The organism is Kribbella catacumbae DSM 19601, from assembly GCF_000372465.1.
GTDB lineage: Bacteria > Actinomycetota > Actinomycetes > Propionibacteriales > Kribbellaceae > Kribbella > Kribbella catacumbae.
Genome location: NZ_AQUZ01000010.1, coordinates 123,920 through 149,648, shown reverse-complemented (window position 1 = coordinate 149,648; position 25,729 = coordinate 123,920). Strand labels below are relative to the sequence as shown.

Genomic DNA, 25,729 nt, shown 5'->3' with positions numbered 1-25,729 from the left:
AGTCGGTGCCGGCAGCCCGAGGAGGAAGAGCGATGTACAGAAGTCGCAGGATGGTCGCGGTGGGCCTGGTGGCCGCCGTACTGGCCGTCGCAGGGTGCCGCAGCGACGCCCCGGAGACGCAGCAGGGCAGCGAAGGCGTCAAGTTCGACGTCGGCGTCACCAAGGAGCCGTGCCCGGCCGCGGTGGACAAAGCCAAGGGATGTATCTACCTCGGCTCGATCTCCGACCTGACCGAGGGCCCGTTCAAGGCGCTCGGCGTGCCGATCACCGAGAGCCAGAAGGCGTTCTGGAAGCGGGTCAACACCGCGGGCGGGATCGGCGGCTACGAGGTCGACGTTTCGAAGTACACGAAGGACAACAAGTACAACCCGCAGATCCACAACGAGGTGTACTCCGAGATCAAGCCGGACGTGCTCGGCCTGGCCCAGACTCTCGGTTCGCCGACCACCGCGGCCATCCTCGCCGACCTGAAGTCCAGCAACATGATCGGGGTGCCGGCCTCGTGGACGTCGGCCTGGGCGTTCGAGGACGTCATCTTGGAGTCGGGCACGAACTACTGCTTCGAGTCGATGAACTCGGTCGACTTCGGGGCTGAGACGTTGCAGGCCAAGAGCGTGGCCGCGGTGCACTTCCCGGGTGACTACGGCGACGACGCGGCGGCCGGTACGAAGATCGCGGCCGAGGCGAACGGGATGAAGTTCACCGACATCCCGACCGCGCCCGGCCAGGAGAACCAGGGCGCGGCGATCCAGAAACTGGTCGAGGCCAAGCCTGACCTGGTCATCCTGACCACCGGTCCGACCGAGGCGGCGACCATCGTCGGTGGATCCGCCCAGGCCGGTTTCAAGGGCCAGTTCATCGGCACCAGCCCGACCTGGAACCCGGCGCTGCTGAAGAGCCCGGCCGCTCCGGCGTTGACCGCGCTCTACCGGCAATCGGGACCTTGGGCGCCATACGGCACGGAAACTGCGGGTCACAAGGCGCTGGGCGAGTCGCTGGACCAGGCGATGTTCAAGGCCGCGCCCAACGACGGCTACACGGCCGGTTGGGTCTGGTCGTACCCGCTGAAGGCGGCGCTGCAGAAGGCGGTCGACTCCAAGGACCTCACCCGGGCCGGGCTGCTGGCAGCGGTGAAGTCGCTGGAGAAGGTCGACTACGAAGGGATGCTGCCCGCGGAGGCCGGCCGGTTCGGCGGCGAGCCGAACGAGCGGGTCTTCCGGCAGAGCATCATCTCCAAGGTGGACCCGACGGCGCCCACCGGAGTGAAGGTCGAGAAGGACTTCTTCACCGGCAAGACGGCGGCGAAGCACGAGTTCAGCAAGCCCTGTTACCAGTAAGTATTTTCTGTCCACGGCGCGCGGTTCACCTTGTAGTCATCGGCCGTTCACCATACGTTCGCTGGTGATCGAAAGATAATTCCGCTCAAGGAGGCCCGCGTGTCCGTGGAACCGCAGTCGAATCCCCTGTCCAGGCGGCAGTTCGTCGCCCGTGCGGCCGCGGCAGGCATTGCCGTCAGTGTCGTGGGGTCCGTCGAGGCCCTCTACACCGCCGAGCCCGCGCTCGGTACGTCCGGGCCGAAGGTCGGCTATGGGCCGATGATCCCTGACCCGGCCGGCATGCTCGACCTGCCGCGTGGTTTCAGCTACAAAGTGGTGTCCCGCGAGGGCACCGTCACGAAGCCGGGCACTCCGCCGGTGCCGAGTCGCTTCGACGGCATGGGTGCCTTCCCTGACCGGCACGGCGGCAGCCGGCTGGTCCGCAACCACGAGTGCAGCCCGTCCGCCAAGATCAAGGTCGTCGCCCCGCCTGAGCGCACCTACGACCCAGGCGGCGCCGGCGGTACCAGCACGGTCGTCGTGGACCGGCACAACAACCCCACCAACGAGTACGTCAGCCTCGGCGGTACTGCGATCAACTGCTCCGGCGGCGTGACCCCGTGGCGCACCTGGCTGACCTGCGAGGAGACTGAGCTCAAGGCGGGCACCAGCGGCTACACCAAGGACCACGGCTTCATCTTCGAGGTCGACCCGTACGACGATCGCCGGAACAACCAGCCCTTCGCGTTGAAGGAGATGGGACGGTTCCAGCACGAGGCGGTCGCGATCGACCCGAGTACCGGCATCGTCTACGAAACCGAGGACGCCTTCGTCGCGCCCCTCGGCGGCTTCTACCGCTTCCTCCCGAACCGTCCCCGCGGCGGCTGGGGGAGTCTGCGGGCCGGTGGCGAACTCCAGGCCATGCACATCGACGGGCTGCCCGACCTGTCCGTCGTACAGGAGCCTGGGACGAGCTTCGACAACGTGCAGTGGGTGAAGGTGCCCGACCCGCTCGCGACCACGGAATCGGTGCGCGCCCAGGACTACGCGAAGCCGATCACCGGCGGCTACAAGCTCGAGGGCTGCTGGTGGGGCCAGCTGGACCGCTGCGTGTACTTCGTATCGTCGTTCGCGCGGACGGAACTCGGCCCGAAGGTCGACCACGACGGCCAGGTCTGGCGGTACGACCCGCGCAAGAAGACGCTGAAGCTGGTGGTCATCTTCACCCGGCCCAAGCCCGGCTCGGACGACCCCGAGTTCGATGCCCCCGACAACATCACGATGTCGCCGTACGGCGGTCTGATGATGTGCGAGGACGGGTTGGGTGAGCAGCACATCCTGGGCACGACCGAGGACGGAGAGGTCTTCAAGTTCGCCCGCAACCGGGTCAACAACGGCACGCCCGAAGAGCCGGAGTACGGCGAACTGGCCGGCGCCGGCTTCTCGGCCGACGGCCGGACGATGTTCTTCAACGTCTATACGCCAGGAATCACCTACGCCGTGACCGGCCCCTGGCGCCGTCGCCGCTGACCCCCTCTGGTTTCCGCGCCTTCCAGCTCAGCGCAGCTGGAAGGCGCGCCGGTAGGCCAGGGGTGACATCTGTACCTGGCGCGCGAAGTGCTGACGCAGGTTGATCGAGGTGCCGAAACCGCAGTGTCTGGCCGTTTCTTCGACAGACAGGCTCGTCGTTTCCAGGAGTTCCTGGGCGTGCCGCACGCGCTGAGTGAGCAGCCACTGCAGCGGGGTGACCCCGGTCTGTTCGCGGAAACGCCGGTTGAGGGTGCGCGGACTGATGGCTGCATGCCCCGCGATGTCGGCCAGCGTGAGCGGTTCATCAAGGCGGTCTCGCAGCCACCGCATCGTCGGCTCGAGCGATCCACTGTCGCCGGTGGGTTCGCGGTGAACGATGAACTGTGCCTGCCCGCCTTCGCGCTGGGGTGCGACCACGACGTGGCGGGCGACGTCGGCGGCAACCGCCGACCCGAAGTCGTTGCGCACCATGTGGATGCACAGGTCGAGGCCGGTCGCTGCCCCGGCTGAACTGAGCACATCGCCTTCGTCGACGAACAGCACGTTGGGATCGACCTCGATCTGCGGATACCGCTGAGCCAACTCGTCGGCGGCGGTCCAGTGGGTTGTCGCCCGCCGTCCGTCGAGCAGCCCCGCCGCGGCCAGCATGAAGGCGCCGCTGCAGATCGAGGCGATCCGCGCGCCGCGGTCGTGTGCCTGTCGCAGTACGTCGAGCACCTGGGGGGACGGATCGATGTCCGTGCGTGCACCCGGCACGATCACGGTGTCGGCGGTCAGGGCTTCGGACAGGTCGTGTGACGCGGTCAGCCGGAAGATCTCCGCTCCGCCGCGGCCGGTCACGACGAGGTCAGGTCGCTCCCCGCACACGACCACGTCGTACAGCGGGGCGCCGAACAGTGCCCCGGCCGCCTTGTCCTGGGAGTGCGCGGTCCCGAAGACCTGCCCGGGGATCGCGAGATCGAGACTGTTCACCCGATCGGCGGCAACGACTGCGACGCGATGCATGACCATATTCTATCGGTGAGCGGCATTCTTGCCACTGTCGTCCACTGCCACGCCTCGCGACGATGGCCCGTGTGCTCATCCTCATCCAGCTCGTCGTGTACGCCGCCGCAGTCGCCCTGCTAACCCTCCTCGGCTGGCTCGCCGACCAGCTGTCACACCCGCTTCGGTCTAGCGACCCTGCGGTTCGACGTACACCCATGAGCCGTTTTCGCGGATGAAGCGGCTGTTCTCGTGTTGGTCGCCTGGCGTGCCGTCGGCCTTGTAGGTCGCTCGGAATTCGACGGTGCCTTCGGTGTGGAAAGGGCTTCCGCCTGTGCTGCTGAGGATCTCCAGGCCCGTCCACTCGAGGTCGTCGTCCAAGTGGAGCTCGGGCGGGCGGGTTGCGGAGGACCAGCTGCGGAGGAGATAGGCCGCATCGCGTACTACGAACGCGGAGTACCGCGATCGCATGAGCTGCTCGGCGGTGGTTGCCGAAGTACGGCCGGCGTGGAGGCTGCCGCAGCAGTCGGCGTACGGTGCGGGGAGACCGCACAGGCAGGTGGTGGTGCGTTTGGCCATCTCAGGATTGTGTCAGTCATCCAAGCTGCCCATGGTCAGGTTGACGGTTGTCCCGGTCATCCCGCTGGCCTTGTCGGAGGCCATGAAGGCGGCCAGGTTCGCCATCTCCTCGAGAGTCATCAGGCGTCGTGGGTGGGTCCGGCCGGCGAGTAGTTCCAGCCACTGCTCCCAGGTCATGCCCGATGCCTTGGCGCGGGGCTCGTAGGCGTCCCGGATCGTGCGGGTCTCGGGCATGCCCTGCGGACGCAGCCCGACCACGCGTACGCCGTACGGCGCGAGCTCGGCGGACAGGTCTCGGGTGAGAGCCTCCTTGGCGGCCATCGCCGGGCCGAAGCCGCCGACCAGCGGGAGGCCTGTCCTGGAGTGGAGCGCGGTGACGGTCATGATGACCCCCGACTTCTGAGCGATCATCCGGCGGGCTGCCAGGCGTGCGGTCAGGAAGTAGGAGAGGGCGTACCCGGCGAGCGGCTGGGTGAACCAGGCGGCCTCCAGGTCGGTCAGTGGGGTGCCGATGATGTTCGCGTTCGGCAGGCCGATCGCGTTGAAGGAGATGTCGACGCGGCCGGCCTTCTCGACGACGGATTCCAGGTGGTTGTCCACCGCCTCTTCGTCCAGGGCGTCGACTTGTGCTGCTTCGGCGGCTAGCTCGTTGGCGACTGCTTGGACGGGCGCCAGCCGGTGGCCGGTGAGGAAGACTTCGGCGCCTTCGAGTGCGAAGGCGCGAGCGACGGCGCCGCCGATCTCGCCGCCGGCTCCATAGACCACTGCGATCTTGTTTTTGAGCATCATGCCGATACAGACACCACGCCTTCCTGAAACCTGGCGCCCAGTTCCTGGCGCCGCTGGTGTCCATACAATGGTGAAGGTGACGCAGGAGCTGATCAGCAGGGCGCGGGCCGGAGATGGCGAGGCGTTCCGTGAACTCACTGAGCCGTACCGGCGCGAGCTGCAGGTGCATTGCTACCGGATGCTCGGCTCGCTGCACGATGCCGAAGACGCCCTGCAGGACACACTGCTCGCCGCCTGGCGGGGGATCGCCGACTTCGAAGGGCGCGCCTCGATCCGCACCTGGCTCTACCGGATCGCCACCAACCGCTGCCTCAACGCGCGGCGCTCAGCCAGCCGGCGCCCGGCCGAGCAGTGGAGCATGCCATCGGTCGAACCGCCCGAACCGACCCGGTACGGCGAAGTCGCGTGGCTCGAGCCGTATCCCGACGCGCTGCTCGATGGCGCGGTGGCGCTGAGCCCGGAAACGGGCGTCGAGCAGAGCGAGTCGATCTCGCTGGCCTTCGTGGCCGCGGTCCAGGCGCTGCCTCCGCGTCAGGTCGCAGTACTGATCCTGCGTGAGGTGCTCGGCTTCCGGGCGAGCGAAGTCGCCGAGATGCTCGACTCCACGGTTGAGTCGGTCAGCAGCGCTCTCAAACGAGCCCGAGCCGGTCTCCGGCGCCGGACGCCTGCCGAACCAGCACCCGCCTCCGATTCAGCGCAGGAGCGGGCGGTGGTGGCGAGGTTCGTGAGCGCTTACGAGGCCGGCGATGTCGAGGCGTTGGTTGCCTTGTTCACCGATGACGTCTTCGTGTCGATGCCACCGATTCCGCTCGAGTACGAGGGTCGCGATGCCGCGGCCGGTCTGTTCGCGACCATCTTCAGGTCGGGCCGGCGGGTCAGCCTGGTGCCGACGCGGGCGAACGGCCAGCCGGCGTTCGGCGCCTACCTCCACGGCGCCACTCGCCATGGAGGAGGGCTGTTCGTCCTCACTCTGACCGGCGACCGGATCTCAGCTTTCACTCGCTTCGATACCAGTTTGTTCCCGTACTTCGGGCTGCCGCTCTCGCTTCCTGGCACCGGAGACGAGTAGGTACTGCCCTGTGGCGTACGTGGACATGACCAGCACGCCACGGCCCGGGAAGTCGCGACCGGCGAGGCGCATCGCGATGAGCGCGTCGGAGATGAGGAAGAGCGCGCCGCCGAACCCGCTGCGAGGGTTGTGCCATCTCGACGCGACCGCCGTTGCCGTGAGCAACAACGCGTAGGCGGCGACCGGGACTCGTTGAGAGCCGAGATCGCGAGCCAGCAGTGCGATCAGGGCTGCCCACAATGCGCCGTACGCCGCTAGTACACGCCAGGATCGCTCGCCGGGCTTGGATAGGAAGACGGCGAGGTAGCAAGCATGCGCCGCAGCGAAGGCGGCGATGCCGGCCAGTTGCAGATCCGTCTCCAGCAAGAGATCCCCGGCCGCGGATGCGAGCAGGGCTGCCTGGATGAGCGGCGGCGTGTCTTGCGTCTGCGTCCACGACAACAGCAAAGGCATCAAGGTCACCTTGCTTGCCTGCTTCAGCAATTTGGTGTCAAAAGCAACGGCAGCCACCTGGATGACAGTCGCCCCCCAGTACGCCGCCAACCGCCGCCGCCCGTCCGCCAGCTGCCCAAGCTTCATGCGTGCGAGTCTTCCGCACGCCGGTGTCCAACGGGCGAACCTCTGGCGAGTACTTCGCCTCACGCGGGCAACCCGGCGGGAATGAAGGACTCTCAGCCCATCAATCGCCGCCGGCCACGGCGGTGCTGAGCGTCTGGGGCGCGACTTTGGGCACCGGCTGTGCGTTCTACTGGCGGGTAGCTGCCTTCCCGGTGCTCAAAGTGGCCCGCGGGCTCGCGGCGGCGGAGCTGCGTGGGAGGCGGTTCGGTTCAGACTGCGCCGGGGAAGGCGACCGGGGCGCCGCCCCAGCTGATCTGGGTTGCGGAGGCGGCGAGCAGGTTTTGGATCGCTAGGGCGCGGACTGCGTCCTGCTCGGCGTTCTCGACCAAGTCGGCGTAGACGGCCGCCAGGCGGCGTTCGATTAGGAGGATCAGGGCCGTCGCGGTTGCTGGGGTCGTCACGGCGAGCGGCAGGTCGTACGCCGGTTCGGCTGCGGCTGGGGTTTCGCCGGCTGCGATCAGCAGATCGGTGAGCTTGTCCCGTTGCCGGCGGTGTCGCTCGTCGAGCTCGGACGCCGCCTGGAACTTGGCTCCGCTCAGCTTGCCGCCTGCCACGCCGACGCCGTACAGGGCGGCGTGCTCGCCGGCTAGAGCGGATTGGAGAGCCTGAACCTGAGTCACCGGGCGGCCTGCTTCTTCTTGACGGTCAGGGAGGCGGCCAGCTGGGTCTCGGAGGCGGCGACCATGGCAAGCAGGCGGGCGTGCGGCCCGGACAGCTTCGCCGCCGAGGTGGCGTGGGCGACGGACAGCTTCTGCTCGCGACTCGCCAGATCCGCCAGGGCGGCCGCTGCCCCCGTCGGCAGTGGCGGCAGCTTGTCGACGGCCGCCGGGTCAGCACCGGACGCCTCGTTGAGCTTCGCCAAGTGCTGAGCGTGGTACTTCGCTGCGATGGCGAGTTGGGCGGCCAAGGCGGGGTAGGCCTTGCTCGCGGCACTCAGTCGCTGGGCGGCCTGCGCCACCTGGCCGGCCGCAGTCGACAGGGCAGCCACCACTGCCGGGTCGGTACTCGGCTCGGGTTGCTTCTTGCCGTCCGGGCCCTTGGTGCCGCCGCTTTGCGTGCCGCCCCCGGCCCCGGGCTCGCCGGGGTCGTCGCTGCAGCCGGCCAGCAGGATCGCAGTACCGGCTGCTAGCGCCGCAGCCCGCAGCGTGGTCCGGCGGGCGACGACGGCCGTCCGGCGGGGGAGAAGCTGAGGATCGTTCGGCACGGCCGAAACCCTATCCCGAGGCAGGCGCGTGCTCGGACACCTCGGTTGCCGGATATGGTGGGCTACTGCCCTCGGTCGGATTGCCGGGGTGCGTAACGGGTGCACAACTGGAGAGAGAGGCAGGTCTACCTGTGAGCCGAAGGACTGACCACACGGACCCCGAGAGCCTCGAAAACTTCCTGCGGCCGATCATCTCGCAGTTCGGCTGCGACCTGGAGGCCGCCGAAGTCACGCCGATCGGCAAGAAGCGGCTGCTGCGCGTGCTGGTCGACCGCGACGGCGGGATCAACCTGGACGACGTCGCCGAGGTGACCCGGGCGATCTCCAAGGCGCTCGACGCGGACGAAGTGATGGGCAACGGCGCGTACACGCTGGAGGTGTCCAGTCCCGGCGTCGACCGGCCGCTCACGCTGCCACGGCACTGGCGGCGCAACGTCTCCCGCCTGGTCGAGGTCACCCTGGTGGCCGGCGGCAAGGTGACCGGCCGGATCAAGTCCGCCACCGACGAGGCCGCCGAGCTGGACGTCAAGGGCCGGCCGCGCACGATCGCGTACGCGGACGTGACGAAGGCCAAGATCCAGATCGAGTTCAACCGGCCAGCCGGCAACGACGAGCCTGCCCCAGACGCAACCGCTGACGGCACGGTGGAGGAGAACTGATGGACATCGACATGGCCGTCCTGCGGTCCCTGGAACGCGAGAAGGACATCGCCTTCGAGATCGTCGTGGAGGCGATCGAGCAGGCGCTGCTGGTGGCCTACCACCGGACCGAGGGCGCGCAGCACCAGGCGCGGGTCGAGCTGGACCGCAAGACCGGTCACGTCACCGTGATCGCGAAGGAGCTCGCCGAGGACGGCACGGTGGCCCGCGAGTTCGACGACACGCCGGCCGACTTCGGCCGGATCGCGGCGACCACGGCCAAGCAGGTCATCCTGCAGCGGCTGCGCGACGCCGAGGACGAGGTCCGGTACGGCGAGTTCGCCGGCAAGGAGGGCGACATCTTGTCGGGCATCGTCCAGCAGGGCCGCGACCCGCGCTCGGTGATGATCGATCTGGGCAAGATCGAGGCCGTCCTGCCGGCGCCGGAGCAGGTGCCGGGGGAGAAGTACGAGCACGGCTCCCGGCTGCGGGTCTACGTGGTCGGCGTCCGCAAGGGCTTCAAGGGCCCGCAGATCACCGTCTCGCGGACCCACCCGAACCTGGTCAAGAAGCTGTTCGCGCTCGAAGTACCGGAGATCGCCGACGGCACCGTGGAGATCACCGCGATCGCGCGCGAGGCCGGGCACCGGACCAAGATCGCGGTCCGGACGCTGAACCCGTCCGTCAACGGCAAGGGCGCCTGCATCGGCCCGATGGGCCAGCGGGTGCGCAACATCATGCACGAGCTGCACGGTGAGAAGATCGACATCATCGACCACAGCGACGACCCGGCGACCTTCGTCGGGAATGCGCTGTCACCGGCGCAGGTTTCGTCTGTAGAGGTCGTGGACGCGGCTGCGCGCGCCGCGCGGGTCGTCGTACCGGACTACCAGTTGTCCCTCGCGATCGGCAAAGAAGGCCAGAATGCCCGCCTCGCGGCCCGTCTGACGGGCTGGCGGATCGACATCCGGCCGGATACCGATGTGACTCGTGAGGACGAGAAGGTAGACTGATCTCTCGGTCGGTCGACTGAGTCGTCACCACACCCTGAGGAACTGTGACAGAGACTGCAGACGCGCGCCCTGAGAGGGTTCAGGAGCGCACCTGTATCGGGTGTCGGAAACGGGACAGTCCGACCGGCTTGCTGCGGATGACGGTTTCCGGAGGACGTGTCCTCCCGGATCCCGAGCATCGGGCACCTGGCCGCGGGGCCCATTTGCACCCGGTGACCAAGTGTCTCGACCTCGCAGAGCGGCGTAAGGCGTTCCCGCGGGCCTTCAAGGTCCCGGGTCCGCTGGATCTGACGCTCGTGCGGGACTGTGTTGAACAGTTTCGGGTCGAGCAGCAGCAATGAGTTGCACCAAGAAGAGCGGCCGCCCGGCCGCCCATGGCAAACGCTGTGAAGTATCGGTTCAGAGGCATGAAGGCGGGTCATCGACTCATGACCACTCGATGAGTGTCGAACGATGAGTGCAATGCGATGAGCATGTACGTCAACTAACGGTCCGCGCCCCAGGCTCGGACCAGAGGGAGAGCAGTGGCAAAGGTCCGGGTCTACGAGCTCGCGAAAGAGCTCGGAGTTACCAGCAAGGTCGTACTGACCAGGCTGAACGACATGGGAGAGTTCGTCCGATCGGCGTCCTCGACGATCGAGGCACCCGTCGTCCGACGGTTGGCGGAGGAGTTCGAGAAGAACCCGCCGAAGAAGCGCGCGGCCAAGAAGGCCGCCGCCAGCACCTCAGCAGCGCCGCAGGCGACCGCACCGGTCAGCCCGGCGGAGCAGAAGGCCGCAGCGCCTCCTGCCCCGGCTCCCGCGGTGGAGGCCGAGCGCAGCGCGCCGGCCGCCGAAGCGAAGCCGGCCCCGATCGAGGCTGAGCCGAAGGTCACCGAGAAGGCCGCTCCGGCCGACTCAGCCCCGGCCAGCGCCGACGCGGGCACGTCTGCAGCCGCATCAGCACCGGCCGCTCCGGCTCCGGCCGCGGGCACCCGTGCGCCGTCTCCGGCCCGTCCGGGCCCGCGCCCCGGCCCCCGGCCGGCCGCGCGTCCTGCCGAAACCCCCGCCCCCGCGGCGGAGGCTCCGGCCAAGGTGGAGCCGGCTTTCGAGGCTCCTGCGGCCAAGGCCGCCGAGGCACCGGCAGCACCAGCAGCTCCGGCTGTCGAGGCTCCGGCAGCTCGTGCCGAGACGCCTGCCCCGGCAGCGCCGCGGCCCGCGGCGGAGGCTCCGGCTCGTCCGGCGCCGCGTCCCGCATCGGGCAGCACCCCGCGTCCTGGTAGCGCACCGCGGCCGGGTGCACCCCGTCCGGGTGGCTCGCCGCGTCCAGGAGCACCGGGTGGCCAGGGTGGCGCCGGTGGCCGTCCGGGCGCTCCGCGTCCGGGCAACAACCCCTTCAGCTCGACTCAGGGCATGCAGCGCGGTGGCGCGCGTCCGGGACCGGGTGGCGCTCCGGCGGCCCCGGCCCAGGGCGGCAGCCCGGCAGGTATGCCGCCGCGGCCGGCGCAGGCTCGTAGCGGCGGTTCCGACCGGCCGCGTCCGTCGGGTGGTGTTCCGGGCGCTCCGCGTCCGAACCCGGCGATGATGCCGAAGTCTTCAGCCGGTACCTTCACCGGCCGTCCGTCGGGTCCCGGCGGCGGTTCGGGTGGTCCGGGCGGTGGCGGCGGTGGCGGTGGCCGTGGTCGTCCCGGTGGCGGTTCGGGCGGTCCTAGCACCGGTGCACGTCCGGGTGGCGGCGGTGGCGGTGGCGGCGGTTTCCGTCCCGGTGGTGGGCCCAGCGGTCCTCCCGGTGGTGGCGGTGGCGGTCGTCCGGGCCCGGGCAACCGGGGCCGGGGCGGAACGCAGGGTGCCTTCGGGCGTCCGGGCGGTCCGGCCCGTCGTGGTCGCAAGTCCAAGCGCGCCAAGCGCCAGGAATTCGACAACATGCAGGCTCCGGCCGTCGGCGGCGTGCGCGTCAAGCACGGTGACGGCGAGATCGTCAGGCTCGCCCGTGGTTCGTCGCTGACGGACTTCGCCGAGAAGGTCGGCGTCGACCCGGCATCGCTGGTCCAGGTGCTGTTCGCCCTGGGCGAGATGGTGACCGCGACTCAGTCGGTCAACGAGGAGACCCTGCAGCTGCTGGGTACCGAGCTGAACTACGACGTTCAGGTCGTCTCGCCCGAGGACGAGGACCGCGAGCTGCTCGAGTCGTTCGACATCGACTTCGGTTCCGACGAGGGCGACGACACCAACCTGGCGTCGCGTCCGCCGGTCGTGACCGTGATGGGTCACGTCGACCACGGTAAGACGAAGCTGCTGGACGCGATCCGGCACGCGAACGTCGTGGCCGGCGAGGCCGGTGGCATCACCCAGCACATCGGTGCGTACCAGGTGACGACCGAGGTGGACGGCAAGGAACGCGCCATCACCTTCGTCGACACCCCGGGTCACGAGGCGTTCACCGCCATGCGTGCTCGTGGTGCGCAGGCCACCGACATCGTCATCTTGGTGGTCGCGGCCGACGACGGCGTGATGCCGCAGACGATCGAGGCGCTCAACCACGCCCGGGCGGCCGGCGTGCCGATCGTGGTCGCGGTGAACAAGATCGACGTCCCGGCAGCCGACCCGGTCAAGGTTCGCGGTCAGCTGACGGAGTACGGGCTGGTTCCCGAGGAGTACGGCGGCGACACCATGTTCGTCGACGTCTCGGCGAAGTCGCGGATCAACATCGAGGGCCTGCTCGAGGGCGTCGTCCTGACCGCGGACGCGGCACTGGATCTCCGGGCCAACCCGGACATGCCGGCGCAGGGTCTCGCGATCGAGGCGCACCTGGACAAGGGCCGTGGACCGGTCGCGACCGTGCTGGTTCAGCGCGGAACGCTGAAGGTCGGCGACTCGATGGTCGCGGGTCCGGCGTACGGCCGGGTCCGGGCGATGCTCGACGAGCACGGCAACTCGGTCCAGGAGGCCCTGCCGTCGCGGCCGGTGCTCGTCCTGGGTCTGACCGCCGTGCCCGGTGCCGGTGACAAGTTCCTGGTGGTGGAGGACGACCGGATGGCCCGGCAGATCGCTGAGAAGCGGGAAGCCCGGGCTCGTGCGGCCGCCAATGCCAAGCGGCGCGCGCGTCGTACCCTCGAGGACTTCATGGCCTCCATGGAGAAGGGGCAGACGCAGGAGCTGCTGCTCATCCTCAAGGGCGATGGCTCCGGTTCGGTCGAGGCGCTGGAAGACGCGCTGGTCCGGATCGAGGTCAGCGACGAGGTCAACCTGCGGGTGATCGACCGTGGTGTCGGTGCCATCAACGAGAACGACGTCAACCTGGCCATCGCGTCCGACGCCGTCATCATCGGCTTCAACGTGCGGCCGGCGGGCAAGGCCGGCGATCTGGCTGAGCGCGAGGGCGTGGACATCCGGTTCTACTCGGTCATCTACGCGGCGATCGACGACATCGAGGCGGCCCTGAAGGGCATGCTGAAGCCGATCTACGAGGAAGTCACTCTGGGTCAGGCGGAGATCCGCGAGATCTTCAAGTCGTCGAAGGTCGGAAACATCGCCGGTTGCTGGGTGACCAGTGGCCTGATCCGCCGCAACGCCAAGATCCGGTTGATCCGGGACGGCGCCGTGGTGGTCGAGAACGGCGACCTGTCGTCGCTCAAGCGGTTCAAGGACGACGCGTCCGAGGTCCGCGAGGGCTTCGAGTGTGGTCTGACCGTGCAGAACTACAACGACATCCGGATCGGCGATGTCGTCGAGGCGTTCGAACTGCGCGAGAAGCCGCGTAGCTGATCTGCCTTTGTCGAGGCACGAGTAACGTCCGGAGTGGCGGTTTCACACCCGTCACTCCGGACGTTACGCATGAAGGACCACAAAGCAGGAACAGAGGGAGTGAGCCCTGATGGGTCAAGCAAGGGCGAAGCAGCTGGCCGACCGGATCCAGGTCCTGGTCGCGGAACTGCTCGAACGCCGGGTCAAGGACCCGCGACTCGGCTTCGTGACCGTGACGGACGCCAAGCTGACCGCCGACCTCGGCGAGGCGAGCGTCTTCTACACGGTGTACGGCGGCGAGCAGGAGCGCGCGTCCACCGCGGCAGCGCTGGAGTCGGCCCGTGGGCTGATCCGCAGCGAGGTCGGCAAGGCCCTCGGGCTGCGGCGCGCCCCGACCCTGGCGTTCTACCTGGACGCGGTACCGGAAACGGCCGGCCAGATCGAGGAGTTGCTGGCGAAGGCTCGCCAGGCCGACGCCGAGGTCGCCAAGTCCGCTGCCGGTGCCAAGCCGGCCGGCGACGCCGATCCGTACAAGCGCCGCGAGGACGATGACTCCGACGACGAGTGACGCGGTGGACGTGACTGCCGGCTCCAACGCCCCCGCTGGGTTTGATGCCTCCGTTGCTGACGGCATCGTTGTGGTGGACAAGCCGGCTGGGCTGACTTCGCATACGGTGGTCGCCCGGATCCGCCGGCTCGCAGGGACGCGCAAAGTGGGCCACGCGGGAACGCTGGATCCGATGGCGACCGGCGTACTGGTGGTCGGCCTGAACCGCGCCACGCGGTTGCTCGGTCATCTCCAGTTGGCCGACAAGTCGTACGACGCGACGATCCTTCTCGGCGCCGCGTCGTCCACGGACGACGCGGAGGGGGAGATCGTTGCTTCTGCCTCGGCTTCCGAGTTGGCCGCCGTGACCGCGGAGGCGATCGAGACCGCGGTCTCTGCCTATCGAGGTGTCATTTCGCAGGTGCCGTCCAAGGTGTCTGCGATCAAGGTCGACGGGAAGCGCGCGTACGAGCGGGTGCGGGCCGGCGAAGAGGTCGCGCTCAAGGCTCGCAGCGTGACGATCAGCCGGTACGACGTGGTTGACGTACGGGCTGTGGATGACGGGATCGAGGTCGACGTCTCGGTCGATTGCTCGAGCGGGACGTACATCCGGGCGTTGGCTCGGGACCTCGGCGTCGATCTGGGCGTCGGAGGGCACCTCACGATGCTTCGTCGTACCCGGGTCGGATCCTTTGGGATGTCGTCGGCGCATACGTTGGAGGCTCTGGCCGAGTCCTTCACGATGCTGCCGATTGCGGAGGTCGCTGCGGATACTTTCCCCCGTTTTGATGCGGATGCAGACCAGGCCGCGGCGATCCGGACCGGCAGGCCTCTGCCAGGGCTGAAACTGACACCCGGCCAGCAAACCGCCATGTTCGACCCAGACGGCACCTTCCTGGCTCTCTACGAACCCCACGGCCCCATCGCCAAACCCACTGCCGTCTTCGTCAGCTAGCACTACGCCCCGCGCGCTGGGCTCTCGGAGGGGTTCGCCCCTCGGCTGGGGGTTCGCCTCCTGTTCTGCCAGAGGGCTAACCCCGCTAGGCGGGGCGAAGCACACCGATCGGTTCTGGTTGCGCCGGACTGCTCCCGCCCACCCTTGGTGCGCGGCCTCCTCCGCCAGCTGCCCACGCCAGCGCAGTCCGATTCGACACCGGAGCGATCCGGGCTGGACGGTGGCGGGCGCCGGTTCGACGTACGCTGGTGGGGTGCGTTCTCGTCCCACACTGAGCTGGTCTCCTGGGCCTGACGTGCTTTCGCTTGCCCCCGGTACTACGGACGTCGCGCCCGTTGTCGACGTGGTTGGTGGCGGGGGAGTGGTGGTGCTCAGCGGGGCTGGGATATCTACCGAATCGGGGATCCCCGACTACCGCGGAGCCAGCGGGAGTCTGCGGACGCATACTCCGATGACGTACGGCGACTTCGTGGGAAGCGAGTCCGGGCGGCAGCGGTACTGGGCGAGGAGCCACCTCGGCTGGCGGACGGTCGCCAGGGCTGATCCCAACGCCGGGCACCGGGCGGTCGCGGCCCTTCAGGCCCGCGGATATCTCGACGGCGTCATCACCCAGAACGTCGACGGACTGCACGGCGCGGCCGGGGCGCGCGACGTGATCGAGTTGCACGGAAACCTCGACCGCGTGATCTGCCTGGCCTGCCGGGATACGACGCCGCGCGAAGAACTCGACCGCCGGCTCCGCGAAGCCAACCCGGTCTTCGAAGGCCGGGCGACCAGGATCAACCCCGACGGCGACGTCGAACTGCCCGACGAGGTGGTGAAGGACTTCCGCCTGGTCGAGTGCGTGACCTGTGGATCGCCGCTCCTGAAGCCGGATGTTGTCTTCTTCGGCGAGAACGTGCCGAAGACTCGGGTGGAACGCTGCTACCGGCTGATCGATGAGGCCCGCGCGGTGCTCGTCCTCGGGTCTTCGCTGACGGTCATGTCGGGCTTCCGCTTCGTCCGGTACGCCGCCCAGGCGGGCAAGCCGGTGCTGATCATCAACCAGGGCATCACCCGAGGCGACCCGTACGCCGCCGTACGGGTGAACCTGCCGTTGGGCGAGGCGCTGACCAGCCTGACAGGCTCGCTCATCTGACAGGCCCGCGTTCTCCGGCGGATAGGGTTCGCCGAGGTTAGAAGGAGGCTGAGTTCGATGAGTGAGGCGTCGACCAACCCGTTAGAGCAGCTGACTCTGCAGGACCTGCGGAAACGGACCAGCGCGAAGTGGCGGACCCATCCAGGGGATGTGTTGCCGCTGTGGGTGGCGGAGATGGACGTCGTACTGGCCGAGCCAGTCGCCGAAACGCTTCGGGAGGCCATCGCCCGCGGGGACACCGGGTACCCGGCTGGGACCGGGTACGCCGAGGCGCTGGCCGAGTTCGCGGAGCGGCGGTGGGGTTGGCCGCTGGAAGTTCGTCGTACCGCGATCGTTCCCGACGTGATGCTCGGAATCGTCGAGGTGCTTCGACTCATCACGGACCGCGGAGACACCGTTGTGGTCAGCGCGCCGTTCTACCCACCGTTCTACGCCTTCGTCAGTCATGACGGCCGCCGCGTCCTTGAAGCTCCCTTGGGCTCGGACGGACGGGTCGATCTCGAGGTGCTCGACGCTGCGTTCAACAGGGCTCGGGCTCAAAGTTCCGGCGTCGCGTACCTGCTGTGCAACCCGCACAATCCGACCGGGGCCGTGCATTCTCGCGCTGAGCTCGAAGGCATCGCCGCCCTCGCCCGGCGTCATGGCGTCCGGGTGGTCTCCGACGAGATCCACGCCCCGTTGGTCCTCCCCGGCGCCACGTTCACCCCGTACCTCAGCATCGACGGCGCCGAGAACGCCTTCGCGGTCATCTCGGCCTCGAAGGCGTGGAATCTGGCCGGCCTGAAAGCGGCCCTCGTCATCGCGGGACCGGAGTCACAGTCGGACCTGGCTCGCCTGCCGGAGGAGGTGAGCCACGGGCCCAGTCACCTGGGAATCCTGGCCCACACCGCCGCGTTCCGCCACGGTGAGCCGTGGCTGGACGCCCTACTCGCCGGGCTCGACAAGAACCGCACACTGCTGCAGTCCCTGCTCACGGAGCACCTCCCGCAAGTGCGCTGGATCCCCCCGCAAGGCACCTACCTCGCATGGCTCGACTGCCGCGAACTCGGCCTGCACCACGCCGACGGCGACGGCGGGCCCGGGATCGTCAGCGAGCTCGCCGGCCCTGCACGCTTCTTCCTCGATGAGTCCAGGGTCGCCCTCAGCTCCGGACATGTCTTCGGGGCCGGAGGGGCAGGTCACATGCGCCTGAACTTCGCGACTTCGCAGGCCACGTTGACCGAAGCGGTAACCCGGATGGGCCGGGCACGTCTCGTGAGCCGCGAGTCTGTCCCGACGGACAGGACATAGTCCTCGAATCGGTCCGGGCAAGCGTTTGCGCGGCTCGATAATCGCACTATGTCCTGTCGATCGGGACGGTAACCAGCACCGGACCGAAACCCCTTGCGTGGAGGGATTCCGGTCCGGTGTCCGCCGTACGGATTGGAAAGGGTCAGCGTTGCGCGCCGGTCCGTAGGCGGTCCAGGTGGGCCTTGACGGCCGGGTTGGACGTGGTCTTGGCAGCCTGACGGCTGAGTTCTCGAGCCTCCGCGGCCCACTGCGCCTGCTCGGCAGGCGTAACGGTCCCCTGAAGCCCGACGATCTTCTTGTAGGTCAGCGAAGCAACCCCCGCCTGTCCTTCGTACCGCGGGTGATAACTCGCCGCCCGCAGCAGATTTAGATCCTTCCCCTGGATCCACGCCTGCCCATCAGGAGCACACGCGTCATGCCCGGTCGACGGCCCAAACGTGTCGACGTACACGGCCCCGCCGGCAGCAGCCGCGTTCTCCACCGCCAGGTTGAGCTTCTGCTCGATCGAGTACAGATAGGCATAGTCCCCATCCGCGAACGGCAACACGTCGGGACAGACGCCCGTCGAAGGCGCGATCTTCGGATACCCGACCAGTACTACGCTCGCTCGCGGCGAGCGCAGCTTGATCCCCTTCACCACCTCGGTGATCCGAACCTGCGTCTGAGCGATCTTGGCAGCCAAGGTGTCGACGCCACCAACCGTGAAGTGCGTCTTGCAAGGCGAGCCGGCGGGATCCGAGGCGCGCAGTCCGGGGCAGGTGTCGATGATGTCGCCGAAGACTCCGAAATCGTTGCCACCTATCCCGAGGGTGACGAGATCCGTGTCAGCAGTCAGCGCGTTGAACTGCGGCGGGAACGTCCCCAGCGCCGTGCTCTGCGGCTGAGTCATGTGCGTCGTATCTGCGCCACCACAGCTGACGTCGGTGAACGACGAGACCCGCAGCAGCGCGGCGACCTGCTTCGGGTAGTTGCTACCTGAGCGCAGGCATCCGAGCGAGAGCAGCTCGGGCAGTGGCACCAGCGGTGCCGACGTGTAGGAGTCACCCAGTGCGACGTACTTCCCCAAAGCAACAGCCGGCTTCTCAAAAGAAGCAGCCGGGGCGGTACTCGTGACGGACATCAAGCCAGCTAGTGCCACCGAGGTACAGGCGGCGACGAGTCGGTGCGCTTTCACGGGACCTCCGAGGGTGCGAAAGATTGCGGGCCTACCCTAAGTTGAGTTACCGCCCGATTACAAGGGGTGACCATGGCCCCTGTTGCAGCTAGCCGGAAGGACCGTGGAATCCTTCTCTCATGCATGTCTGGCACGGTTTGGGCGAGGTGGACCCGGAATTCGGGCCGTCGGTCGTCACCATCGGCAACTTCGACGGCGTGCACCGCGGTCACCAGGAGGTGCTCGCGCACGCCAAGGCGCGGGCGGCCGAGCTCGGTGGGCTGCCGGTGGTCGCGATGACCTTCGACCCGCACCCGATAGCGGTCCTACGCCCGGGCCACGCCCCGGCGACGATCAGCGAGCCGTCTGAGCGGGCCGCGCTGCTCGGCGCCGCGGGAGCGGACGCAGTACTGATTCTGCCGTTCAACGAGGACGTCAGGTCCTGGTCGCCGGAGGAGTTCATCGACAAGGTCCTGGTCGGCACCCTGCACGCCAAGGCGGTCGTGGTGGGGGAGAACTTCCGCTTCGGCAACAAGGCCGCCGGCCACGTCGACACGCTGGTCGCAGCCGGTGCGACCAAGGGGTTCCAGGTCGAGGGCCTGAGCCTGGCGGGCGAGGGGCAGCCGTGGTCGTCGACGTACATCCGGGAGCTGATCGCTGCCGGTGACGTCGAAGGCGCCGCCGAGGCGCTCGGGCGGCCGCTGAGGGTCACCGGGGTCGTCATCGAGGGCGACAAGCGCGGCCGCGAGCTCGGGTACCCGACAGCCAACATCCCTGCCGAGGCAGGCGCCGCAGTACCGCTGGACGGCGTGTACGCCGGCTGGCTGACCGTGCTCGACCCGGCACCCGGCGCCCCGCAGTACGCCGAACCGCTGCCGGCCGCGATCAGTGTCGGCAGCAACCCGACCTTCGACGGGGTGGACCGACGGGTAGAGTCGTACGTGCTCGACCGCGACGACCTGGAGCTGTACGGCGCCCGCATCGCGGTCGATTTCGTCACCCGCCTGCGCGGCAGCCAGATCCGCTTCGACACCATCGACGACCTGCTGGTCCAGATGAAGCTCGACGTCGACCAGGCACGCGTCACCCTCACCCAGTTAGGGTGACGCGTCCACGGACTGATACTCTGGGCGCTGCCGTCTGAACGGCCGCGGATCGAGAGTGCCCGGGTGACCCAAGCCCCGGTGCGCCGCGCAACGGACATCGAGAGGATCACACGTGTCGTCAGCCAATCCTGAGGCGAAGAAGAAGATCATCGGCGAGTACGCCCTGACCGAGGGCGACACCGGTTCCCCCGAGGTCCAGGTCGCGCTCCTCACCCACCGCATCGCGGACCTGACCGCGCACCTGAAGGAGCACAAGCACGACCATCACAGCCGTCGTGGTCTGCTCCTCCTGGTCGGCCAGCGCCGCCGGCTGCTGAACTACCTGGCGAAGAAGGACATCAACCGCTACCGGTCCCTGATCGAGCGGCTCGGCCTTCGCCGATGACGTCGTGAGAAGCGGCCACCGCATTCCGGGTGGCCGCTTCTCGCCTATCTGGAATCAAGTCAGCCATGCTCAGGTCCATCGAGCGTGGAACAACTGAATAATCAACGACAACGAGACGACGCGATTCGCGTACCGGGCCGACGACCGGTCCTCGGTAGTGGCCTTCGGAACAGCGCCTGGTAGCACGGCGCAGCACCCGCGGGCCTCGATCGAAGACCGGCACCCCCCGGAGCTCGCGCCTCACAGTCGTCTCAAGTGAGAGAGGGGTATCCCGTGTCGGGATCCACAAACGCGCCCATGGAGGGCGCAGAGTTCGCTGAAGCAGTCATCGACAACGGCAGCTTCGGCACCCGCACCATCCGCTTCGAGACGGGCCGTCTGGCCCAGCAGGCCGCCGGTTCGGCCGCTGCCTACCTCGATGGCGACACGATGGTGCTTTCGGCCACCACGGCCAGCAAGAAGCCCAAGGACCAGTTCGACTTCTTCCCGTTGACGGTGGACGTCGAGGAGCGGATGTACGCCGCCGGCCGCATCCCGGGCTCGTTCTTCCGTCGCGAGGGTCGTCCCTCCGAGGAAGCCATCCTGACCTGCCGGCTGATCGACCGCCCGCTGCGGCCGTCGTTCGTCTCCGGCCTGCGCAACGAGATCCAGGTCGTCATCACCGTCTTGGCGCTCAACCCGGACAAGCTGTACGACGTGCTGGCGATCAACGCCGCGTCGATGTCCACCCAGATCGCCGGGCTGCCGTTCTCGGGCCCGATCGGCGCCACCCGCGTCGCGCTGATCGACAAGCAGTGGGTCGCCTTCCCGACGCACACCGAGCTCGAGGACGCCGTCTTCGACATGGTGGTCGCGGGTCGCGTCACCGACTCCGGTGACGTCGCGATCATGATGGTCGAGGCCGAGTCCACCCCGGGCACCTTCGACGCCGTCGCCGCCGGCAAGCAGGCGCCGACCGAGGAGATCGTTGCCCAGGGCCTCGAAGCTTCGAAGGCGTTCATCAAGACGCTGGTCGAGGCGCAGTCGGAGCTGGCGGCCAAGGCCTCCAAGCCGACCGGCGAGTTCCCGGTCTTCCCGGACTACCAGGACGACGCTTTCGCCGCCGTCGAGTCCGCCGCGACCGAGGAGCTGACCCAGGCCCTCACGATCACCGGCAAGCACGACCGCGAGGACGCCACCGACGCCGTCAAGGCCGCCGTGGTGGCCAAGCTGGCCGAGGCCTTCGAGGGTCGCGAGAAGGAGCTGTCCGCAGCCTTCCGCTCGCTCACCAAGAAGCTCGTCCGCAACCGCGTGCTGACCGAGAAGGTCCGGATGGACGGTCGCGGCCTGGCCGACATCCGCCCGCTCAAGGCGCAGGTCAAGGTGCTCCCGCGGGTGCACGGTTCGGCCATCTTCGAGCGCGGCGAGACCCAGATCATGGGTGTCACCACGCTGAACATGCTCCGGATGGAGCAGCAGCTCGACACGCTCTCCCCGGAGACGCGCAAGCGCTACATGCACAACTACAACTTCCCGCCGTACTCGACCGGTGAGACCGGCCGGGTGGGTTCGCCCAAGCGTCGCGAGATCGGTCACGGCGCGCTCGCCGAGCGGGCCCTCGTACCGGTGCTGCCGTCGCGTGAGGACTTCCCGTACGCGCTGCGTCAGGTGTCCGAGGCGCTCGGCTCGAACGGCTCCACCTCGATGGGTTCGGTCTGCGCCTCGACGCTGTCCCTGCTCTCGGCCGGTGTGCCGCTGAAGGCCCCCGTCGCCGGTATCGCGATGGGCCTCATCTCCGGTGAGGTCGACGGCGAGATCGAGTACGTCGCGCTGACCGACATCCTCGGTGCCGAGGACGCCTTCGGTGACATGGACTTCAAGGTCGCCGGAACCAAGGACTTCGTCACGGCCCTCCAGCTGGACACGAAGCTCGACGGCATCCCGGCCAGCGTGCTGGCCGGCGCGCTGACCCAGGCCAAGGAAGCCCGCCTGACCATCCTCGACGTGATGGCCAAGGCCATCGACGCCCCGGGTGAGATGAGCGAGTTCGCGCCGCGGGTCATCTCGGTCAAGGTCCCGGTGGACAAGATCGGAGAGGTCATCGGCCCGAAGGGCAAGATGATCAACCAGATCACCGACGAGACCGGCGCCGACATCTCCATCGAGGACGACGGCACGGTGTACATCGGTGCGACGGACGGCCCTTCGGCCGACGCGGCGCGCGCGATGATCAACGCGATCGCCAACCCGACCATGCCGGAGAAGGGCGAGCGCTACCTGGGAACGGTCGTCAAGACGACCAACTTCGGTGCGTTCATCTCCCTGCTCCCCGGCAAGGACGGTCTGCTGCACATCTCGAAGCTGCGCGGCCTGGCCGGCGGCAAGCGGGTGGAGGCCGTCGAGGACATCCTGTCCGTCGGCCAGAAGCTCCAGGTCGAGATCGCCGAGATCGACGATCGCGGCAAGCTCTCGCTGATCCCTGTCCTCGACGAGGATGAGAAGAAGGCCGAAGAGAACGCTGACGCAGAGGTCGCTCCCGCCGAGTGACACGTGCCATCACCAGCACGCTGCTGAGCCCGGAGGAGGGCGGTCCGGTCAAACGGACCGTCCTGCCCTCCGGGCTCCGCGTGCTTTCCCAGTCCGTACCGGGCTTCCGCTCGGTCACCTTCGGCGTGTGGGTCGGCGTCGGATCCCGCGACGAGCCGGTCAAGCTGTCCGGCGCGACGCACTTCCTCGAGCACCTGTTGTTCAAGGGCACCGAGCGTCGCGACGCACTGGAGATCTCGGCGTCGCTGGACGCCGTCGGTGGCGAGATGAACGCGTTCACCGGCAAGGAGTACACCTGCTACTACGCTCGCGTGCTCGACTCCGACCTGCCGCTGGCGGTCGACGTGATCTGCGACATGATCACCTCGGCGACGCTCACGCAGGACGACATCGAGAGCGAGCGGGACGTGATCGACGAAGAGATCGCGATGCACGCCGACGAGACGTCGGACCACATCCACGACCTCTTCGCCGAACAGCTCTGGGGCCAGACCCCACTCGGCCGCTCCATCACCGGTACGCCGGAATCGGTGGCCGCCCTGACGCCTCGCCAGGTGCGCGGCTGGTACCGCAGTCGCTATCTGCCCGAGAACATCGTCGTCTCGGTCGCCGGCAACGTCGAGCACACCGACGTGGTTCGCCTGGTGCGCAAGGCTTTCGAGCGCCACTGGGTCACCACCGAGTCGGAGCCGACGCCGGTACGCCGGGGTTCGGCGCGCCGCGTACCGACGTACGGGGGAGTGCAGGTGCACCGCCGGGATGTCGAGCAGGCGCATCTCGTGCTCGGGATGCCGGGGCTGGTGCGCAGCGATGAGCGCCGGTACGCCGCCGGCGTGCTGCACGGCATCGTCGGCGGCGGGATGTCGTCACGGTTGTTCCAGGAGGTGCGCGAGAAGCGCGGGCTCGCGTACTCGGTGTTCACCTTCGGTTCGGCGTACGCGGACTCCGGCATGGTCGGCGTCTACGCGGGCTGCCTGCCGAAGAAGGCGCCCGAGGTGCTCGACGTGGTCCGCGCCGAGCTGGCGAACATTGCCAAAGGCAACATCACCCCGGACGAACTGCTCCGCGGCAAAGGCCAGATGCGCGGTTCGGTCGTGATGGGCCTGGAGGACACCGGCGCCAAGATGACCCGGATCGCCAAGGCCGAACTCGTCTACGGCGAACTCCCCACCGTCGACCAGATCCTGGCCCGCATCGACGCCGTCACCCTCGACGACGTCAGCCGGCTCGCCGCCGACCTGTACGCCGGTACGCCCGTCCTGACGGTGATGGGGCCCTTCGACAACAAATCCCTCTTCACCGTGTAGTCCCGGACCGCCACCACACACCAACCATCGCTGCGGCACCAGAGCCACGCTCAGCGTGGCGCCTCACACCGCCGCCGCGGGCCCTTGGGATGTGGTGGCGGTCCGGTCATCCGCGCGGTACCGTCTGTGGTTGTTGCGTCACCACGTGATCTGCCTCTGGGTTCTCGTCCTGGCCCAATCGCTCCTGCCCGCCGTACAGGTCGTGCTGCTGGAGAGCCTGGTCGAGGACATCTCCGGTGATCCGTGGGCACCGCTGCTGGGGCTGACCGTCGTCGTCGGCCTGATGTTTCCGCTCGGGCAGGTCGCCATGGCCGCCATGCAGCGGATGGCGATACGCCTGAGGCTCCGGTACCGCACAGATCTCGCGTACGCCGCTGCGCGGCTGACGCCGAGTCGGCTGGCCCGCGCGGACGTGACCACGGAGCTGGAAGCGAGCCAGACGGCCACCGCCGCGATGGACGACGTGGCCGGCAAGACGTTGCGAGTACTCGGCGCCGGGATCACGTCGGCCGTGCTCTGCGTGGTGATCTGGGCGATCAACCCTCTCTCGGGCCTGCTCGTGGTCGCAGCCCTGGTCCCGACCGTGCTCGCCTTCACCGTCGTCTCCCGAGCGGAAGCGCGCGGCTGGCCCCGATTCGCAGGCTTCGAACGTCGTGCCAACTACGCCACCGAGCAGCTCGTCCAGCAGCGTTCCGGGACTGAGCTCGCCGTACTGGGCTCCGCGCACAAGGTCGCCGCTCTGGTCACGGAACGGCGGAGCGAGGCGATGTACGTCGTCGACGCGATGACCAGGACCGCGATGCTGATGGAGCTGGCCGCCGCGGTGGGGACTGCCCTTCTCTTTGGCGCAGCCCTGGTCGCCCTCGTCGCGGCTGGCGCGAGTGGAGCGGGAGCGGCCGCGGCGGTGGCAGGCACGATCTCCGGGCTGAACGCGATCCGGATGTGCGGCTACGCGTTCGGCGCGATCATCACCGCGACTCCGCAGGCCTTGATCTACCGCAGTTTCCTGGCCGGGATCCCACCGGCGTCGCCGCAGAAGGTCGTGCACCGAGTCGAGTCGGTCAGCCTCGAGAACGTCAGCTACAGCTATCCGGGCGCGGCGGAACCAGCGCTCACCGGCGTCTCGATCCGGGCTGAGCGCGGCGAGATGATCGCGCTGGTCGGGGTCAACGGAGCGGGCAAGACGACGGCGATCAACACGCTCATCGGCCTGCTGACGCCCACTGAAGGACGAGTCCTGATCGATGGTGCCGTGATCCCCGAGACCGAGCGACTCGGGTACTTCGGGCTGCTGGTGCAGGAGTTCGGGAAGTTCGAGTTCACTCTCGGGGACGTGGTCCGGCTCGGGTCGCCGGCGAACGGCGTACCGGATGGGGCCGTGAGGCAGGCGCTCGCGTCGGCCGAAGCGGCGTCGTTCACCAACAGGATGGAGCTGGACTCCCAGCTCGGGCAGCAATGGGCTGGCACCGGGATCTCGGGCGGTCAGTGGCAACGGCTGGCGCTGGCGCGGATCTACCTGCGGGATGCGGGGATCTGGATTCTCGACGAGCCGACCTCGGCGATCGACGCGGAGGCGGAGCGGGAGATCTTCACCGAGCTGAGCCGGACCCGGGCCGGCCGGATCACGATCGTGGTGTCGCACCGGGCCTGGACGTTGCGGGAGATGGACCGGATCTACGTGATCGACCAGGGCCGGGTGGTCCAGGAGGGCAGGTATGCGGAGCTGGTCGCAGTACCGGGCGGGCGGTTCGCGGAGATCTTCGACCAACAGGCTACTGACAGTGATCGGATCCGCTGACGTCTGATGACTTTGGGTTTTTTGCCGAACATCTTGACTGTCGTACGCGTGGTGTGCCGTAG

General features: G+C 68.2%; 23 protein-coding genes. 16 read left to right on the top strand and 7 right to left on the bottom strand.

Translation table 11 applies throughout. The features are described from left to right. Positions 1–32: 32 nt before the first annotated feature. Together A3ES_RS0113375 and A3ES_RS0113370 are read left to right on the top strand one after the other, a co-directional pair. Positions 33–1,337 (top strand): ABC transporter substrate-binding protein, encoded by a 1,305-nt coding sequence (locus tag A3ES_RS0113375; protein ID WP_157630489.1) that lies wholly within the window; start codon positions 33–35, stop codon positions 1,335–1,337. Between the two features lie 99 nt (positions 1,338–1,436). After that, complete coding sequence (locus A3ES_RS0113370; protein WP_020387328.1) at positions 1,437–2,846, top strand: alkaline phosphatase PhoX; 1,410 nt, start codon at positions 1,437–1,439, stop codon at positions 2,844–2,846. A gap of 27 nt (positions 2,847–2,873) precedes the next feature. Here A3ES_RS0113370 and A3ES_RS0113365 read toward each other — a convergent pair whose 3' ends face one another. The 3 genes from A3ES_RS0113365 to A3ES_RS0113355 form a co-directional block, all read right to left on the bottom strand. Continuing rightward, positions 2,874–3,851 carry a GlxA family transcriptional regulator gene (locus A3ES_RS0113365; protein ID WP_026162838.1) on the bottom strand — a complete coding sequence of 326 codons (978 nt, stop codon included), beginning with the start codon at positions 3,849–3,851 and terminating at the stop codon, positions 2,874–2,876. Positions 3,852–4,019: 168 nt separating this feature from the next. Continuing rightward, positions 4,020–4,409, bottom strand: a complete 390-nt coding sequence (locus A3ES_RS0113360) for a YchJ family protein (RefSeq protein WP_020387326.1) — start codon at positions 4,407–4,409, stop codon at positions 4,020–4,022. Positions 4,410–4,421: 12 nt separating this feature from the next. Next, positions 4,422–5,198: an SDR family NAD(P)-dependent oxidoreductase gene (locus A3ES_RS0113355; RefSeq protein WP_020387325.1), complete on the bottom strand. Its 777-nt coding sequence runs from the start codon at positions 5,196–5,198 to the stop codon at positions 4,422–4,424. Between the two features lie 67 nt (positions 5,199–5,265). Between A3ES_RS0113355 and A3ES_RS0113350 the strand changes: the two genes are divergently transcribed. Further along, positions 5,266–6,267, top strand: coding sequence for a sigma-70 family RNA polymerase sigma factor (locus A3ES_RS0113350; RefSeq protein ID WP_020387324.1), 1,002 nt, complete (start codon positions 5,266–5,268; stop codon positions 6,265–6,267). On the opposite strand, the gene A3ES_RS47110 is transcribed toward A3ES_RS0113350, so the two are convergent. The 3 genes from A3ES_RS47110 to A3ES_RS0113335 all read right to left on the bottom strand — a co-directional run bounded on the left by A3ES_RS47110 (position 6,187) and on the right by A3ES_RS0113335 (position 8,089). Then, entirely contained in the window at positions 6,187–6,846 is a 660-nt protein-coding gene (locus A3ES_RS47110) for a lysoplasmalogenase family protein (RefSeq protein ID WP_020387323.1), read from the bottom strand. The two genes, A3ES_RS0113350 and A3ES_RS47110, sit on opposite strands and share 81 nt — an antisense overlap. Positions 6,847–7,094: 248 nt before the next feature. After that, positions 7,095–7,505 (bottom strand): ferritin-like domain-containing protein, encoded by a 411-nt coding sequence (locus A3ES_RS0113340; RefSeq protein WP_020387322.1) that lies wholly within the window; start codon positions 7,503–7,505, stop codon positions 7,095–7,097. Continuing rightward, entirely contained in the window at positions 7,502–8,089 is a 588-nt protein-coding gene (locus A3ES_RS0113335) for a hypothetical protein (RefSeq protein ID WP_020387321.1), read from the bottom strand. Before A3ES_RS0113335 ends, A3ES_RS0113340 begins: the two co-directional genes overlap by 4 nt. A 131-nt stretch (positions 8,090–8,220) precedes the next feature. On the opposite strand from A3ES_RS0113335, the gene rimP reads away from it, so the two are divergent. The 8 genes from rimP (at position 8,221) to A3ES_RS0113290 (ending at position 17,392) form a co-directional block, all read left to right on the top strand. Then, positions 8,221–8,748 carry a ribosome maturation factor RimP gene (gene rimP, locus A3ES_RS0113330; RefSeq protein WP_020387320.1) on the top strand — a complete coding sequence of 176 codons (528 nt, stop codon included), beginning with the start codon at positions 8,221–8,223 and terminating at the stop codon, positions 8,746–8,748. Beyond that, the gene (gene nusA, locus A3ES_RS0113325; protein ID WP_020387319.1) at positions 8,748–9,740 is read left to right on the top strand and encodes a transcription termination factor NusA; all 993 of its coding nucleotides are present in this window, start codon (positions 8,748–8,750) and stop codon (positions 9,738–9,740) included. The genes rimP and nusA overlap by 1 nt, the downstream gene beginning before the upstream one ends. Before the next feature lie 44 nt (positions 9,741–9,784). Then, positions 9,785–10,081, top strand: coding sequence for a YlxR family protein (locus A3ES_RS52545; RefSeq protein WP_083933414.1), 297 nt, complete (start codon positions 9,785–9,787; stop codon positions 10,079–10,081). A 183-nt stretch (positions 10,082–10,264) separates the two neighbouring features. Further along, positions 10,265–13,483, top strand: coding sequence for a translation initiation factor IF-2 (infB, locus tag A3ES_RS52540; protein WP_083933412.1), 3,219 nt, complete (start codon positions 10,265–10,267; stop codon positions 13,481–13,483). A gap of 109 nt (positions 13,484–13,592) precedes the next feature. After that, positions 13,593–14,030, top strand: a complete 438-nt coding sequence (gene rbfA, locus A3ES_RS0113305) for a 30S ribosome-binding factor RbfA (protein WP_020387315.1) — start codon at positions 13,593–13,595, stop codon at positions 14,028–14,030. Continuing rightward, positions 14,011–14,964: a tRNA pseudouridine(55) synthase TruB gene (gene truB / locus A3ES_RS0113300; RefSeq protein ID WP_157630488.1), complete on the top strand. Its 954-nt coding sequence runs from the start codon at positions 14,011–14,013 to the stop codon at positions 14,962–14,964. Before rbfA ends, truB begins: the two co-directional genes overlap by 20 nt. A gap of 253 nt (positions 14,965–15,217) precedes the next feature. Beyond that, on the top strand, positions 15,218–16,102 hold the full coding sequence (locus tag A3ES_RS0113295) for an NAD-dependent protein deacetylase (protein ID WP_026162834.1): 885 nt from the start codon (positions 15,218–15,220) through the stop codon (positions 16,100–16,102). A gap of 57 nt (positions 16,103–16,159) precedes the next feature. Beyond that, entirely contained in the window at positions 16,160–17,392 is a 1,233-nt protein-coding gene (locus tag A3ES_RS0113290; protein ID WP_020387312.1) for a MalY/PatB family protein, read from the top strand. Positions 17,393–17,534: 142 nt separating this feature from the next. Here the strand turns inward: A3ES_RS0113290 and A3ES_RS0113285 are convergent, their stop codons facing one another. Further along, positions 17,535–18,512 (bottom strand): SGNH/GDSL hydrolase family protein, encoded by a 978-nt coding sequence (locus A3ES_RS0113285; protein ID WP_063745954.1) that lies wholly within the window; start codon positions 18,510–18,512, stop codon positions 17,535–17,537. Between the two features lie 173 nt (positions 18,513–18,685). Here A3ES_RS0113285 and A3ES_RS0113280 point away from each other — a divergent pair, with 173 nt between their 5' ends. From A3ES_RS0113280 to A3ES_RS0113260, 5 genes are all read left to right on the top strand, one after another. Next, positions 18,686–19,651, top strand: coding sequence for a bifunctional riboflavin kinase/FAD synthetase (locus A3ES_RS0113280; protein WP_020387310.1), 966 nt, complete (start codon positions 18,686–18,688; stop codon positions 19,649–19,651). Positions 19,652–19,763: 112 nt separating this feature from the next. Then, a complete protein-coding gene (gene rpsO / locus A3ES_RS0113275; RefSeq protein ID WP_020387309.1) occupies positions 19,764–20,036 on the top strand; it encodes a 30S ribosomal protein S15 in 273 nt (90 codons plus the stop codon). 297 nt (positions 20,037–20,333) lie between these two features. Then, entirely contained in the window at positions 20,334–22,562 is a 2,229-nt protein-coding gene (locus tag A3ES_RS0113270) for a polyribonucleotide nucleotidyltransferase (RefSeq protein WP_020387308.1), read from the top strand. Beyond that, positions 22,559–23,869 (top strand): M16 family metallopeptidase, encoded by a 1,311-nt coding sequence (locus A3ES_RS0113265; RefSeq protein WP_020387307.1) that lies wholly within the window; start codon positions 22,559–22,561, stop codon positions 23,867–23,869. The genes A3ES_RS0113270 and A3ES_RS0113265 overlap by 4 nt, the downstream gene beginning before the upstream one ends. Before the next feature lie 130 nt (positions 23,870–23,999). After that, positions 24,000–25,667 (top strand): ATP-binding cassette domain-containing protein, encoded by a 1,668-nt coding sequence (locus A3ES_RS0113260; protein ID WP_237744945.1) that lies wholly within the window; start codon positions 24,000–24,002, stop codon positions 25,665–25,667. Positions 25,668–25,729 lie beyond the last annotated feature (62 nt).

Bases quoted from the DNA above. Each gene is read 5' to 3' on its own strand.
- A3ES_RS0113375 (WP_157630489.1), top strand. From the start codon at position 33: ATGTACAGAAGTCGCAGGATGGTCGCGGTGGGCCTGGTGGCCGCCGTA.
- A3ES_RS0113270 (WP_020387308.1), top strand. From the start codon at position 20,334: ATGGAGGGCGCAGAGTTCGCTGAAGCAGTCATCGACAACGGCAGCTTC.
- A3ES_RS47110 (WP_020387323.1), bottom strand. From the start codon at position 6,846: ATGAAGCTTGGGCAGCTGGCGGACGGGCGGCGGCGGTTGGCGGCGTAC.
- A3ES_RS0113280 (WP_020387310.1), top strand. From the start codon at position 18,686: ATGCATGTCTGGCACGGTTTGGGCGAGGTGGACCCGGAATTCGGGCCG.
- A3ES_RS0113360 (WP_020387326.1), bottom strand. From the start codon at position 4,409: ATGGCCAAACGCACCACCACCTGCCTGTGCGGTCTCCCCGCACCGTAC.
- A3ES_RS0113365 (WP_026162838.1), bottom strand. From the start codon at position 3,851: ATGCATCGCGTCGCAGTCGTTGCCGCCGATCGGGTGAACAGTCTCGAT.
- A3ES_RS0113285 (WP_063745954.1), bottom strand. From the start codon at position 18,512: ATGTCCGTCACGAGTACCGCCCCGGCTGCTTCTTTTGAGAAGCCGGCT.
- A3ES_RS0113290 (WP_020387312.1), top strand. From the start codon at position 16,160: ATGAGTGAGGCGTCGACCAACCCGTTAGAGCAGCTGACTCTGCAGGAC.
- A3ES_RS0113350 (WP_020387324.1), top strand. From the start codon at position 5,266: ATGGTGAAGGTGACGCAGGAGCTGATCAGCAGGGCGCGGGCCGGAGAT.
- rbfA (WP_020387315.1), top strand. From the start codon at position 13,593: ATGGGTCAAGCAAGGGCGAAGCAGCTGGCCGACCGGATCCAGGTCCTG.
- truB (WP_157630488.1), top strand. From the start codon at position 14,011: ATGACTCCGACGACGAGTGACGCGGTGGACGTGACTGCCGGCTCCAAC.
- A3ES_RS0113355 (WP_020387325.1), bottom strand. From the start codon at position 5,198: ATGATGCTCAAAAACAAGATCGCAGTGGTCTATGGAGCCGGCGGCGAG.
- nusA (WP_020387319.1), top strand. From the start codon at position 8,748: ATGGACATCGACATGGCCGTCCTGCGGTCCCTGGAACGCGAGAAGGAC.